General features: G+C 49.4%; 15 protein-coding genes. 9 read left to right on the top strand and 6 right to left on the bottom strand.

Annotation, left to right across the window (positions count from 1 at the left end; translation table 11 throughout):
* The first annotated feature begins 71 nt into the window (after positions 1–71).
* From BLT51_RS05975 to BLT51_RS09115, 5 genes are all read left to right on the top strand, one after another.
* The gene (locus BLT51_RS05975) at positions 72–518 is read left to right on the top strand and encodes a LytTR family DNA-binding domain-containing protein (protein WP_091281037.1); all 447 of its coding nucleotides are present in this window, start codon (positions 72–74) and stop codon (positions 516–518) included.
* A gap of 2 nt (positions 519–520) precedes the next feature.
* The gene (locus tag BLT51_RS05970; protein ID WP_091281034.1) at positions 521–1,276 is read left to right on the top strand and encodes a DUF3021 family protein; all 756 of its coding nucleotides are present in this window, start codon (positions 521–523) and stop codon (positions 1,274–1,276) included.
* Positions 1,277–1,377: 101 nt separating this feature from the next.
* A complete protein-coding gene (locus BLT51_RS05965) occupies positions 1,378–1,827 on the top strand; it encodes a DoxX family protein (RefSeq protein WP_197672571.1) in 450 nt (149 codons plus the stop codon).
* Between the two features lie 417 nt (positions 1,828–2,244).
* Positions 2,245–3,972 (top strand): SulP family inorganic anion transporter, encoded by a 1,728-nt coding sequence (locus BLT51_RS05960; protein ID WP_231943915.1) that lies wholly within the window; start codon positions 2,245–2,247, stop codon positions 3,970–3,972.
* A 10-nt stretch (positions 3,973–3,982) separates the two neighbouring features.
* Positions 3,983–4,153: a hypothetical protein gene (locus BLT51_RS09115; RefSeq protein WP_157672934.1), complete on the top strand. Its 171-nt coding sequence runs from the start codon at positions 3,983–3,985 to the stop codon at positions 4,151–4,153.
* A gap of 222 nt (positions 4,154–4,375) precedes the next feature.
* On the opposite strand, the gene BLT51_RS05955 is transcribed toward BLT51_RS09115, so the two are convergent.
* Both BLT51_RS05955 and BLT51_RS05950 read right to left on the bottom strand, forming a co-directional pair.
* Positions 4,376–4,762 (bottom strand): GntR family transcriptional regulator, encoded by a 387-nt coding sequence (locus tag BLT51_RS05955; RefSeq protein WP_091281031.1) that lies wholly within the window; start codon positions 4,760–4,762, stop codon positions 4,376–4,378.
* 2 nt (positions 4,763–4,764) lie between these two features.
* Positions 4,765–5,637, bottom strand: coding sequence for a hypothetical protein (locus tag BLT51_RS05950; protein ID WP_157672933.1), 873 nt, complete (start codon positions 5,635–5,637; stop codon positions 4,765–4,767).
* Positions 5,638–5,831: 194 nt separating this feature from the next.
* On the opposite strand from BLT51_RS05950, the gene BLT51_RS05945 reads away from it, so the two are divergent.
* Both BLT51_RS05945 and BLT51_RS05940 read left to right on the top strand, forming a co-directional pair.
* Entirely contained in the window at positions 5,832–6,455 is a 624-nt protein-coding gene (locus BLT51_RS05945; RefSeq protein WP_091281025.1) for a ClbS/DfsB family four-helix bundle protein, read from the top strand.
* 258 nt (positions 6,456–6,713) lie between these two features.
* The gene (locus BLT51_RS05940) at positions 6,714–8,546 is read left to right on the top strand and encodes a chloride channel protein (RefSeq protein WP_091282629.1); all 1,833 of its coding nucleotides are present in this window, start codon (positions 6,714–6,716) and stop codon (positions 8,544–8,546) included.
* 1 nt (position 8,547) lies between these two features.
* Here the strand turns inward: BLT51_RS05940 and BLT51_RS05935 are convergent, their stop codons facing one another.
* On the bottom strand, positions 8,548–9,321 hold the full coding sequence (locus BLT51_RS05935) for an ATP-binding cassette domain-containing protein (protein WP_091281022.1): 774 nt from the start codon (positions 9,319–9,321) through the stop codon (positions 8,548–8,550).
* Positions 9,318–10,769: an ABC transporter permease/substrate-binding protein gene (locus tag BLT51_RS05930; protein WP_197672570.1), complete on the bottom strand. Its 1,452-nt coding sequence runs from the start codon at positions 10,767–10,769 to the stop codon at positions 9,318–9,320. The genes BLT51_RS05935 and BLT51_RS05930 overlap by 4 nt, the downstream gene beginning before the upstream one ends.
* A gap of 437 nt (positions 10,770–11,206) precedes the next feature.
* Between BLT51_RS05930 and BLT51_RS05925 the strand changes: the two genes are divergently transcribed.
* A complete protein-coding gene (locus BLT51_RS05925; RefSeq protein WP_091281016.1) occupies positions 11,207–12,325 on the top strand; it encodes a hypothetical protein in 1,119 nt (372 codons plus the stop codon).
* A complete protein-coding gene (locus BLT51_RS05920) occupies positions 12,322–12,648 on the top strand; it encodes a PadR family transcriptional regulator (RefSeq protein ID WP_197672569.1) in 327 nt (108 codons plus the stop codon). The genes BLT51_RS05925 and BLT51_RS05920 overlap by 4 nt, the downstream gene beginning before the upstream one ends.
* Before the next feature lie 237 nt (positions 12,649–12,885).
* Here the strand turns inward: BLT51_RS05920 and BLT51_RS05915 are convergent, their stop codons facing one another.
* Together BLT51_RS05915 and BLT51_RS05910 are read right to left on the bottom strand one after the other, a co-directional pair.
* Positions 12,886–13,050, bottom strand: coding sequence for a hypothetical protein (locus BLT51_RS05915; RefSeq protein WP_157672932.1), 165 nt, complete (start codon positions 13,048–13,050; stop codon positions 12,886–12,888).
* Positions 13,051–13,196: 146 nt separating this feature from the next.
* Complete coding sequence (locus BLT51_RS05910; protein ID WP_091281007.1) at positions 13,197–13,832, bottom strand: ABC transporter ATP-binding protein; 636 nt, start codon at positions 13,830–13,832, stop codon at positions 13,197–13,199.
* Positions 13,833–13,834 lie beyond the last annotated feature (2 nt).

Genomic DNA, 13,834 nt, shown 5'->3' with positions numbered 1-13,834 from the left:
CTTCGTCAGCTGACCTTGAGTTTTAATGGTGCTAGACGAAAGCACTGTATAACTGCAGGAAACGAGAGGTCATGAAGTTTTCCCTCACTATTGATCGGAGTCTAGACGAAGGCTGTGTTGATGTCACAACCCCAGTTATTGACGATACAGTACGAGCCATTGAGCACTTGGCAGCGAGTTCAGTTGCGCAGGGGCGCCATATCTTGGCGTGGGAGAACAATGAGGTGCACTTGCTCGATACTTCTGATTGTTTGGCGTTCTACACCCAAAATAAGGCGGTGTGGGTGCATACTCTCACCTCTGATTTCGTGGTGAAGATGCGTTTATATGAACTGGAGAATACCCTGCCAACAACTGAGTTTGCTCGCATCTCTCACTCTGAGATCGTCAATATTTCAGCCATCGCTAAACTCGATCTTTCATTGAACGGCACGCTGAGCGTTGTGTTGAAAGATGGTACGCGTTTATATGTTTCGCGCCGGCAGTTATCCGCTTTCAAACGAAAGATAGGTATGTGAAAATGTCCGTCAAAAATCAGGTGGCACATGTATTGATCGGTAGCCTTTGCGCGATAGGAATCGGCGCACTAGGTGAGCTTGGGTTCGCGTTGGTCTTTGGCCAGCCTTATACCCCTGGAGTTTCTAGCTTTTTACAACAATTTGACGACGACGTTACGGCGCTGCTCGTAGAACGATTCGGGTATGCCGGATTGGGCGCTATCGGGGTTGCTGGCTATCTGGCAGTAGCTAATCGGCCATGGTCCTTGCTACGTGTTACCACGGTGCATGCGCTGGTGATGATGGCTGCTGGCGCTATCGTTGGATGGATTTTGCACTGGTGGACAACATGGTCTGCTGTGCTCGGTTTTCTGGTTCTGCTCGCTTCTGCCTACGTATTGGCGTGGATCGGGTATCTCATGGTGATGAACCTAAAGGTATCGCGAGCTAACACTCGTCTGAGTACGTTGTTCTCGCTTCCGCGTACGCTACTGTTTTTCGAACCGAACCATCCGATTATGTCGGCGACGGATTTCACGAATGAGCTCATTGCCTATAAGCAACGCGAACAACCAGATTTGTTTATCCTCAGTGGCGGTATGGAACCACTGGTTGAGTTTGGTGGCCAGCGTTATCGAGCTATGCTCGAACATCCGCGAATGGTTTCGACGACGTGGCCGATCTTCACGGCCTTAACGTTTATCACCTGGGGCTCCATTGGCGGATACAAATTCGTGTATTTCCACCCGGTTGACGATAGTAATTCGACGACGGTGTAGCTCACCCACAGCATAACTCGCCCGCGGCGTAACTTGTCCACGGCCTCATGGTCTTTTCCGATAGGGTTGAGGTGAGCCGCCTATCAGAAGGGAACGACATCATGAAACTATCAACACTACTATCAGGTCCAGCCACTCAGCATAACAGCCCATGGGTGAGAAGATCGCAAACTGCAACGCGCATTGTCCTTGGCTCGTTCATGTCCTTCGCTGGAATCTCTCACATGACTTTTGCGCGGGAGGAATTTCAAGCTCAAGTACCGTCTTGGGTTCCCGTCGACGACGATCTCGTCGTTCTAGGCTCAGGCGTCGCAGAAATCGGACTCGGGTTGTCGCTCCTTCTCTTACCTAAGCATCGGCAAGTTACCGGAGTTGCGTTAGCAGCATTTTATGCAGCAATTTTCCCGGGAAATATTGGTCAGTACGTCGAAGGTATCGACGCATTCGGGCTAGATACTGACGGCAAGCGGTTAGCACGGTTGTTCTTCCAACCAGCATTAATCGGTATGGCATTGTGGGGCGGCGGAATTTTACCCACAAAGAAGAAGTAGTCGCAGGATGCGGTTATTGACTAACCGATGTATTGCCTTCGTCAGGTGCATCGGCAATCGTCAGAAAAGAGAACACTAATACGTGTTCATTGGTGAGAACCACGACCAAAAGAACAAACCAGCACATGGCATAAGCACAAGATACTCTGCCGAAAGTAGTTTGTTGGTTTTTCTCAAAAAGGACCGATACCATTATCCGGGCGTTTCTCAGTCTCCCCATTGGAATGACTAACTAAAGAATTTTCACGATATCCGCCGTGCACAAACAGATTTACAGTGTCAATATCACTATCTTGCTAATTGAGTTTTTCAATATTTTTTTGGATAATGAAAGTGATTAAAGGCGTACGCAGTGGTCGTATCTTTCTCAGTGTTTCCACATTATTTTATGTAGCTTCGTCGCGCCTTGAAACACCCGTGTCATTCACTCCCAAAGGTCGTGATCTTTCGTTGCGTTTTTCTACCGTCATTCGACATTTACATTCTCTGCTACCTACGAAAGATGACTACCTCCACCCGAGTATCAAACAAGATATTATCGCCGGAATAACCGTTGGTATTGTCGCACTACCCCTCGCCCTCGCATTCGGAGTTTCCTCTGGAGTGGGAGCAGCTGCCGGACTTGTCACCGCAATCGTAGCTGGGCTGATTGCTGCGATCTTCGGTGGATCACATGTTCAAGTTTCTGGGCCAACCGGTGCCATGGTTGTCATTTTGGCTCCGATTGTTGCCGAACATGGCGCAAATTCCATCATGCTTCTTTCCCTGATGGCTGGCGGCATAGTTTTAGCTCTGGGTCTGTTAGGGCTCGGCCGCGCTATTTCGCTTATTCCCTGGTCCGTGGTCGAAGGTTTCACTTTAGGCATCGCTACGCTCATCGCCTTACAACAAGTACCTCTGGCGATGGGCACAAAAATTCCAGCCGGTGTCAAATCACTTCGCGGCGCTTTTCTCGCCGTCGTTGACGCCGACTGGGCAGTATCATTGTTTACTCTCGGAATTGTTGGGATGACGATGCTTATCATTATCGGTTCTTCGCGGATCTCTCCGACGTTCCCCGCTTCTTTAGTAGCAGTCATCGTCGTCTCTCTGATCGCCTACATCGGAGACTTTAACGTACCGACGATCGGCACCCTACCAGATTCGCTACCTGCGCCCCGACTGCCACTGGTTCGTTTGGATCTGCTCATAGAGCTTGCACCAGCCGCGTGCGCAGTTGCCCTTTTGGCTGCCATCGAATCATTACTTTCGGCGCGTGTGGCTGCTGGAATGCCAGGTCAAGGTTCTTATGCTCCTGACCGCGAACTGGTGGGCCAAGGATTGGCATCTATCGGGTCTGGAATGTTTGGGGGTATGCCAGCAACCGGAGCTATCGCACGTACCGCTGTTAATGTGAAATCTGGAGCAACTAGCCGGTTATCTGCGATTACTCACTCAATTCTCCTCACCGGTATTGTTTACTTCGCAGCTGGTTTAGTTAGCCATATCCCTTTATCTGCCTTAGCTGGGGTCTTGTTTGTTACCGCAGTGCGCATGGTATCTTTCGCAACGATTCGCCAAGTTACCGGCTCAACTCGAGGAGATCGGCTTGTCTTCTGGGCAACGGCATTCGTCACTATAGTTTTCGATCTCGTTGCGGCTATCGCGTTCGGCGTCGTTATCGCTATTCTGTGGGCGATGTACCAGCTATCGCGGTTATCTGGCGTTGTTCAATTGACGTTACCAGGTGAGAAAATGAAGAACGACGAACGAATCGTCTATTTCCGTCTTGATGGTTCGATGTTCTTTGGCGCCGCCGAGCGCATTGTTACTGAGTTATCTAAGGTTCCTCAATCAGTTGAGGTGGTTATCTTATCTATGTCTCACGTTGGTATTTTGGATGCTTCTGGCGCTAAGCACCTTGCCGAAGTACTTATCGAACTTAACGAACGCGGTATCACAACGATGATCAAGGGCTTACGCCCTGAGCACGTCCGGGCTGCACAAAATGTGGGTGTGATTGCTTCGCTCGCGTCTCCAGGCTATTTGTTTGACTCGATCGACGACGCGACGAACGCTGCACGCGAGCTTATCGCACAGCACATTGCTCAGGAACAAGGCAACGACTCTGAGAAGTTCAATCTCAGCCCTCTTCCGCATTGCTAGAAGCCTGGTTATGAAAAGAAATACCTCTGGACTATTTGCATTAGCCGTCATTATTCTTGGACCGATTGGCGGGATGCAGGCTTACTTGAATCAGCTGATTTTGCCTATTATGGCTAAGGATCTTCATGCTCAAAGCTTTAATGGGCGCAACCGTATTCGTCATCATTGGAGCTTTTACTAGCGCTCTTGCCTCCCCTAATGTCGTGTTTTATATTACCGGGTCAATGCTTCGTGGCCTAGCTGGTTCTATCCTTGCAATGACATCGATTGGCAACGAAAATCAACCGTGGTTAATGCCCTGTTCCTTTGTTAACTCCATCGACGGTCAAAGACACACAATTCCCCAACTCGAAATGCTGAGTCCCAACGCGAACAACTACTCATCTAGAGCTCAAAAGTTAACTTACGTTTGTCTAGCCAACAACCGCAAGTGTGCAGCTAACCGCTCAATAGGAAAATCCAGCTCTTTTGCAACCTCTATAATATCGCGCGCTTTCTGGTCTATTTCGTCTGGCACTCTTATATTTTCAGGGATTGTTTCAGCTACCATCGTGCCACGTCGACCAGCCATCACGACCAATCCTTCAGCTTCCAGCTCTTTATAAGCACGCGTGATAGTTCCTGGAGCTAATCGTAAGTCACGAGCCAAATCGCGAATAGTTGGTAGCACATGCCCTGAAGACAGATGCCCTGCCACAATCATCGATGCTACCTGCGAGCGAATCTGTTTATAAGGCGGTAAAGCATTTTGACTGTTGTCAATCACAATTATGTGAGGTTCAGATTCCATGGCTACCTCCCCTTAACCGTAGAACTTTTAAGCTCCACTACTACCGGAACCATAAAGGCTACTAACCCAATCACTACACCTAAGCCAACTAAGCCCCAGCCGATTAAACCATTTTCACGGTAAACGCCGCCTATCGCAAACCCGCCAAACACAAGAAAGCCTGCCGGAGTTAGAGCTAGTACAAGTTGCACCAATGCCGCCATGCGCCTAGCTAACTTATTACGGTACAACACATCTTCTTCTGGAGTTAGCTCGGCTAGTCGCGGACGATGAGCGATCAAATAAATAACGCCATAGTAAAAAACTACAACTAAGAAAATGCCAATCACTGCAGGAACTACATATTTCCAGCCAGGGAATGGTCCGCGTGCAACTGCGGTCCCATCTGGGAAGTCACGAGCAAGTGTTTGCCCATCAGCACCGCCCAGCAATAAACCGGCTACACTCAACAACGCGGTCAGGATTAACCAAACTAACAGCAATCTTTTAATTTGACCAGGTACTTGCTTATGGGTAGAACGCACCACTAACGAAGCAGTAACCAAGTTAGGATTCCGTGGCGCATAATAAGCAAGGACCAACTCGAAAATTGCTAGAACCAATAGCGAAACGATCACTCCCGTTAACGGAGCCAGCATCATGACTACCCCGTTTCTGGCCGTGTCAAAAGATGCTACGAACTGGAGTGAAGGAAACGCTAGCGCAACTAAAATTCCTAAACCGATCGCAAGCCCAAACTCTAACTTCTGCAACCATTGATAAGATCGTCTTAGCGCAGCTTCCTGCATCACATTCCCATGGTGAATAAACGCTGATGAGATAAACGCTATTAATAAAGAAAGCGCTATCAATGAACAAAGGATACCAATAGCCATTTTGACCTCGCTCTAAGGTGAATTGGACAACCAATAATTATGTAACAAATATATGACACAGAATTTTATGTGTCAATCATTTATCACATAACCATGCCATGCAATCATGACCGCATGTACTCTGCATCGACTACCCGCCCCTGTTTTTAGCGAATGCCGGACTAACCTTCCATCCCTCACTTAAAATTGTCGCTATGGCTAGACCTCAAACTCAAAACGAACTGATTACCGCTAACAACATACAATTCGAAAAGTTGCTAGGAATCTTGGAATCAATACCACCCACATGTTGTGTAACTGATTTTCCGCTCGTCTTCGCAGATAACGGATCAGAAGCCCACTGGCAACGTGACAAGAATTGCAAAGACATCATCGTTCATCTCTACGAATGGCAGCGATTATGGTTGGAGTGGGTAGACGCTAACATGGCTGGAGAAAAACACACGTTCCTCCCCTCCCCATACACCTGGAATAATTATGCCGGATTGAACGAAGAGTTCAAGGAAAAACACCAAAATACTACCTACCGTGAGGCACTCGCACTTTTGAAAACCACACATGACGACGTTCTGGCAAGAGTACACACCTTGAGCAACGAGGAATTATTTAACAAAAAGTATTTTTCTTTTACCGGCACCACGTCTTTGGGCTCTTACACAGTGTCTGCTACAAGCTCTCACTATGAGTGGGCTATTAAGAAAATCCGCACATATAAAAATCTCTGCAATAACTGCAAACCAAACCCCTGTCGTTACCTAAGAGATAGCGCAACTAGTGTTCCAAGTCGTCTAAACACCCAGCTGTACCCCTCGTTCTGATACGTTAGGAGCTTTGGTCCGTCGTCGTCCGTTTATCAGTGCCCAACGGACTTTAGTTACGTTTTGTGTTCCGTCGCTCATGCCTAATAATGCGCACGAGATCTATATCCCGCACGCTGTTGCGGAAAACCCTTTGCTCTCAACAGCTTTCTGGTAATCTCCTGCGTAGTTCCAAGCCGGAAGAATGCGGTAACTCGGTGTATCCTAAACATGATTAAACCCCGTCTTTTAACAGCACCGGAAAGCTTACCTGACAGCATGAAGTCTTTTACGAAAATCCTGGGCTCCCATCGTTCAACGCTCGCTATCATCGCGGCGGTAATCGGCGCCGTCGTCGGCTTAGCCTCGGTAGTATTCCACTACTGTATCGAGGGCTGGACCTATCTCATGACCGGCTACTCAGACTATTCCGCACATGCGGGTGCTGGCCACGGCTATTTAGGTTGGGGTACATGGTTCGTTATCCTCGCTCCCGTTATCTCCGGATTCATATATGGTCCGATGATCACGAAATGGGCTCCTTCAGCACGCGGTCATGGCATTCCAGAGGTCATGCTCGCGGTGAAACGGAAGGGCGGAAAAATTCCGGGCGCTGTTGCCGTAGTAAAAATTATTGCGTCGGCATTAACTTTAGGCGGCGGTGGCTCAGTTGGCCGTGAAGGCCCAATCGTCCAAGTTGGGGCTGCGTTGGGATCCTCAATCGCCAATAAGTTACATCTGACCACCCGTCAGGTTATCCTCTTTGTTGGTTGCGGGTCAGCCGCTGGTATCGCGGCAACATTCAATGCTCCCCTAGCCGGCGCAGTTTTTGCCTTGGAACTCATTCTCATTAACTTCACTGCCGAGACATTCGGTATGTGCGTGATCTCAGCTGTTGCTTCCTCGCTGGTCGGGCACATTTTCTTAGAAGACGTACCAGTAGTAGCAATCCCCTACGTTTTGCGGGTAGGAAATAGCATCGACTTTATCTTGATTATTCTGGTTGGATTCATTGCGGCACTAGCTGGGCTAGGTTTTTCGAAGATTCTCTATGCGGTAGAAGACTTAATCGACGCCGTCTACCACCTGCCAGAGTGGGCTCGCCCCGGAATTGGCGGTATCGCAATCGGCGTCATGCTCTATTTCTTGCCAGAAATGTATGGCTCAGGATATCCGATTCAGCTCGATGCGCTCGAAGGTAAATACGCTATCGGATTCTTACTCCTTTTGGCACTCATGCGCGCAATTTTCACCGCAACCACCATCGGCATTGGTGGTTCTGGCGGTGTTTTCGCCCCAACTCTTTTCATTGGTGCGATGGTAGGTTCTGCATTCGGCCAAGCAATTGCTCCACTGACTAGCACTTCCGCCTCAGTTTTCGGTGTCATCGGAATGGGAGCGGCATTTGCTGGCGCTGCCCGCGCCCCCATGACTGGCGTTCTCATCATTATCGAAATGACCGGCCAGTATTCATTGATCATGCCGATGATGCTAGCTGTGGTGGTTGCTACCGCCATCAGCCGGTTCTTAACACGTAAGACGATTTACACAACCAAACTTATTCGGCGCGGCGACATTCTCGACGATCCTGTTGACCACACATTGGTTGGGCGCGTCCCAGCCGCAAAGCTCATGACGCCGGTACCTGCTACGGTCACTACTTCGGCAACGATTCGCGAAGCAAACCACGTCTTAGTCCGCACACGCGGAACACGGATACCAGTTACTGACGACGACGGAAAATACGTTGGTTGTTTCACCGCGTTGATCTGGGCGCACGTATCGACCGAGGGAATCTCGCCAGATACGCCGCTGTCCGCCATCGATCTGGACCATACCCATATCACGCCCGAGATGCTCCCGACCCAGGTCCTTTCGTCACTGATCGACAACAACGCCTCCGCCGTCGTCGTCGTCAACGACGACGAAACAATCGCAGGCTGGGTAACCCAACGCGACCTAGTACGCCTGATCCATAAGCAACAGCGTGCTGCGCTGTCTACTATCGAAAACGAATCGTCGTTCGGATCTCGCTGGTTGATGAAGCATCCAGAAGGGTTACGTCCGAGCCGGATTCAGCGTACCCGCCGCCAGGACCGGAAGGAAAACTGATTCAGGCAGGCTGATGGTTAATCAGCGTGCGCACGTACTCAGTTGCTCCATGGTTAGCGATCTGGTCCGGAGTGTCGTACTGTTCGATGTCACCGTCTTTCAATACCAACACCTTCGAACCCAGCTTGAGCGCTTCTGTCGTATCGTGGGTGACGAACAAGCAAGTCAGGCCTTCACGTTGAACAATGTCCACAATCTCGTCTTGTAAAGCTCGGCGGGTGATCTCATCGACTGCTCCGAACGGCTCGTCCATAAGCAAAAGCTCCGGACGCCCTGCAATTGATCGAGCAATCCCGACTCGCTGCGCTTGTCCACCAGAAAGCTGATCAGGCATGCGATCCAATAACTCTGCATCGAGACCGGCAATCTTCGAGGCACGCTCGATGTCAGCTTTGATTTCTTCTTTTGATGCGCCGGAAATCTTTGGAACATAACCGATATTCTGAGCTACGCTCAGGTGCGGGAAAAGTATCGAACCTTGGACTGCGTATCCGATACGGCGACGCAATTTAACCAGTTCAGTAGTATCTGGAGCCGGAGTTGCAACCTTGGTACCAGCCACCATGATAGTGCCACTATCAGGGGTGACAAGCCCGTTAATCATTTTCAAAAGCGTAGATTTGCCACTGCCCGATTCACCTAGAATCGTTAAGAACTCCCCTCGCTTCACAGTAAGGGACAGCGATTCGATGATGGTTTTATCGCCGTATGATTTTTTTACATCGTCGAAGCTAATGATGATTTCGTTGCCTTCATTGGATGGCTGCGCTGTCATTTTGCGGCACCTTTCGTCTGCTCTAACTGGGCGAGGAAGTCGGCTGCTACCTCAGCAGGGGTAGCGCCTTCGTTCTCAACCCGTGAGTTCATGGAAATCATGGTTTCTTCGTCGATCGTCCCATCGAGGCTCTCGAGAATCTCACGCACTTGCGGATACTGACGCAAGATCTCGCTGCGAACAACGTTCATGCAATCATAGGCTGGGTAGTAACCGAGATTATCGTGCAATACGGTGAGACCAGAACCAGCCAATTGACCGTCGGTGGTGAAAATTGGCATCGCCTGAATCTGCCGGCTCTTCATAGCATCGTACTTCAAACCAACATCGATATCTTTTGTACTAGCGAATTCGATTCGGTATGCCGAGGTCAAGCCTTTGTATCCGTCGAGCCGCTCAAAGAAATCAGGTTCTGCCCCGAACACTAACTGGTCGGCGATCGGTGCAAGATCGGCAATAGTTTTCAGGTTGTACTGCTTGGCGAGTTCATCGGGAACAGCTATTCCGTAGGTATTTTGGAACCCATATGAAGTGATCCACTCCATGTCATAATCGCTTTGGTACTGCTGGTTTAGCTGCGAGAAATCAGTTTGAGAATAGTTTCCATCGTTCTTTAACACTGCAGCCCATCCAGTTCCGGTGTATTCGGGATAGATATCAAAATCTCCCTTTTCCATACCGGGTTGGATATTGGAGGTTCCACCGCCAACACCCTGGGTGACTTGCACCTTCAGGTCAGTCTCAGCCTCAATCTTTTGTTTCATGATCTCGCCCATGATGTACTGCTCAGTCATCGGCTTAGTTGCGATGTGAATAGTAGTCCCACTTGCTTGAAAAGCTACGACAACGAGCGGCACAAGAAGAGCAGCTACGAACGTGGTGCCCAGAGCACCGACGGCAAAGCGGTTGCGCTTAGCACCTGGCGCGAGAAGTTTCGCAAACACACCAATTAAAGCGTCTGAGGCGAGGGCTAAGATAGCGATAAGTAAACTGCCCGCCACCGTCATCGCAGTATTATTGAGGGTAATTCCACGGTAGATCGCCACACCAAGACCACCAGCTCCAACAAATGAGGCGATACCCGCGAGCGCTATGGTCATAACAACCATATTCCTCAATCCTGAAATGATCACGGGCAGAGCTAACGGCATTTTAATTTTCCATAGCAACTGCCGAGGAGTCGAACCCATTCCACGGGCGGCTTCGACAAGCAATGGATCTACGTTCGTTAGACCGGTGTAGGTTGCTCGAACCATTGGAAGTAGACCGTAAATAGTCAATGCAATAATGGCGGTGGTATTACCAATTCCAGACAATGGTATAAGGAAGCCGAGCATCGAAATCGACGGGATGGTGTAAACGAAATTCGCTGTGCCCATCACTATTCCGCTGGCTTGTTTACGCTCCGCTGCACCAACACCGAAGCTGATTCCAATGATGCACGCCATCACAATAGAGATGGAGCAAATCAGCAGGTGTTGGAGAATTAGATCGAAGAAGAAGGACTGCCTAGTCCATAAAAGTTGGAGAACCTCACCCACGACACTGACCGCACTTTCAAAGTTTATTCAAATTTCACCTATATACACCCTAATACATCATCGGATAAAAAACCTCTGCCCCACGAAATCGCAATGGATAGAACCCTATCGGTAGGATCAGCTGAGCTGTGAGATCGGTAGTTGAGTGGCCGGTGGCGAATGCGTCTCGATGGACGTATTTCGGCTTGTTCGCACCAGCATGGGCGTATTATCGCGGGCGGATACGAAATCGTCTACGGCTATATAATTCTCACCTCATGACAGTTCACTAGTATATATTTACACTAGACGCAAATACCTGCTACTCTATTTTTGACAGCATCTAATTATGGAGGCGGGCAACTATGAGCAACACCGATGCACTTTCCGAATACCAAAGGCAGTGGACAGATGAATACCGACGAGCGTTGGCAGACCATAGCGTTAGCCTCGATACAGCACAAGCAGAGGCAGATCGCCAGCTAGAATTACTCCAGCAACTGAGTCTCGATCCTCAGCATTCTGATGACTGGATAACTATCGACGAAGCAGTGGCCCAGTACCTAGCCAAATATCCTTTCCAAAAAGCTCCACAAGCACAAGAAGTGACTGTGTGGAACACTCTGAGCTTTGTTGGCACCCTGATCACAGGATTCTCAATAGGGATTCCCATTTCCGAGTGGATACAAGGTGACTTCAGCTGGCAGATCAGTCTCTCAGCGAACACACTAATATTTCTCACTTACGTCTCGCTGACAGTAGCAACTTTCGTCGTGTTCCGGATAACCTATTATCGCCGTGGTCTTCTTCGGTCTTTACTAGCCGCCACTCCGCTGCTCGCCTCGGTGGCCCTAGCCTTAGGCCTACCACTTCATATTTGGGACAGACAAACATTAGATAGTTCTTACGGCTCGATACCTACCCTGTTGGCTGCGACACTAGGTGTCACACTCGGCATTGCCGTCAACGTCTTTAGCAAAAAGCAAGATGCTCGGCGGGCACATCAAGGCGCGCTCAGAATGTGGGAACTTCACCAAGGCGATCACACTAACGAACTGAACCGCATCTGGTTGAGCGAACTCGAAGGGATACTGCGTATGAGCTATCAATACAATTCATCACTCATTAACACCACGCTACCGGAACTGGGATACCATCTTTCTATAAAAAGCACATCCTCCGAACCAGTCTTGGCCGAGGAAGAATTCGGGGCCGCACACCAGTTCGCCTACGAATTAGCATGTAATAATCATCGTGCTGTCATCCATGCAAAACGCAATGAGATACTGGGACAACTAGCGCTTCTTGCGGTTTCCCTCTTAGCTCTGTTTAGTTGGGTAATCGCGAGGATAATTGGTGAAAGTTTTGCAGGCCACTGGTTTATCCTGCTGGTTGGAATTTGCGGTAGCGTATTGTTCTCCATATCCACCTTTTCATGCTGGCACGATTGGCAAGCTGCCCGTAAACAATGGAGATTATCGTGACTCAATTCGCCGATTTCCAACGCGGCCTACTACCAATGCTTTTACTAGCTGAACTACACCACGAGCCTGGGCATGGGTACAGCTTGTCGTTACGCTTAGCAGAACGCGGATTTGATCGAGTTAAAGGTGCCCACCTCTACCCTGTCTTAGCTCGGCTAGAATCCGACGGATACTGTACACCTGTCTGGACAGAAGGTGACGGCGGACCTGGACGTAAGGTCTACCATCTCACTACATCTGGTGAAGAACGATTAGCAGAACTTCGTCACTCATGGAAGCTTCTCGTTCCGTTGACCAACAAGTTAATCGCTGATGACAGATGACGACGAAACATATCTAACTGCCTAGCGCGCAGTATTTCCACTCTCTCCACACTTCTCTGACATAACCAGACTGCCCCTAGGCAGAGCAAACCAGTTTAGCTTACGGGATTCCCTCGCTATTGCCACCACTCCACGATGGATAAACCGTTGGCCGTGCAATATCCAGCGGTATCGCGTGGGAGTATTATCAATTATCAATCTGGTCTGCGAAATCGTCTTATATCGGATTTCTTGACGCTAAATGATATTGTCGACGGCGTCGTTCACCCTGGTACCAAAATAATCAGCAAGCCAAAACATATCATCAAGGCTTTGCAAACGCTGAATACAGTAGAGTTTGCGTGACCGATAGGAATTCAAAGCCCCCTGCTTGTCGGCATCAGTCAGGTACATCCATTTCATCAGCGCCGGGTTAGCGCGACTCCGGATCGACACTTCAAGAAAGACCAAAACTAACTTGAGCACCTTACACGCAAATCGAATGATAGACGGTCTTGACCACTCGGAAATACCTCTTTGAAGCCCACAAATGTGAAAACCTATCTCTGCTAGCGGACTAAGGTAACGGTCCGATCCACTTTTGCGGCGACGGTGGGATCATGTGTGACGAGCATAAGTCCACACTTGCGTTGGTATATCTGGCTTAGTAGCAAGTCCATGGCTTCTTCGCGTAACTCAGTGTCGAGTGCGCCAGTGGGTTCATCTGCCAGTATCAGCTGTGGATTATTGATGAGGGCGCGTGCCAGCGCAGTACGTTGGCGTTCCCCTCCAGATAGCTGCTCTGCCATTCGGGTTTCTTCGACATCCAATTCTCGCAATAGCCACGCCGCTTCGTCGCGAGCGGTTGGATCGTTTTTGTCCCAGAGCAGACGCGGCAACATAACATTATCAAGTGCGGTGTAGCCGCTCATAAGTTCACCGTTTTGAAAGACGGTACCAATTGTTGTGGAACGGAGACGTGCCAGTTGATCGAATTTGAGTCGGTGAACATTCGTTCCGTCAACGAGGACGCTACCTTCCAGTGGTCGGTTCATGCCTAGGATTGTCGTCAAGAGGGTGGTTTTTCCGACGCCCGAACGACCCATGATCGCTACCGTCTCACCGGCGTCGATCTCAAGGTTGAACGAGGTAAACAAGGGAGTCGTGTAACCACATGACAGGTTGTGACATTGTAGGATGCTCATTT

This window comes from Arcanobacterium phocae, assembly GCF_900105865.1.
Lineage (GTDB): Bacteria > Actinomycetota > Actinomycetes > Actinomycetales > Actinomycetaceae > Arcanobacterium > Arcanobacterium phocae.
Note: the sequence above shows the minus strand (reverse complement) of the source record. Positions and strands in the feature narration are given on the sequence as shown.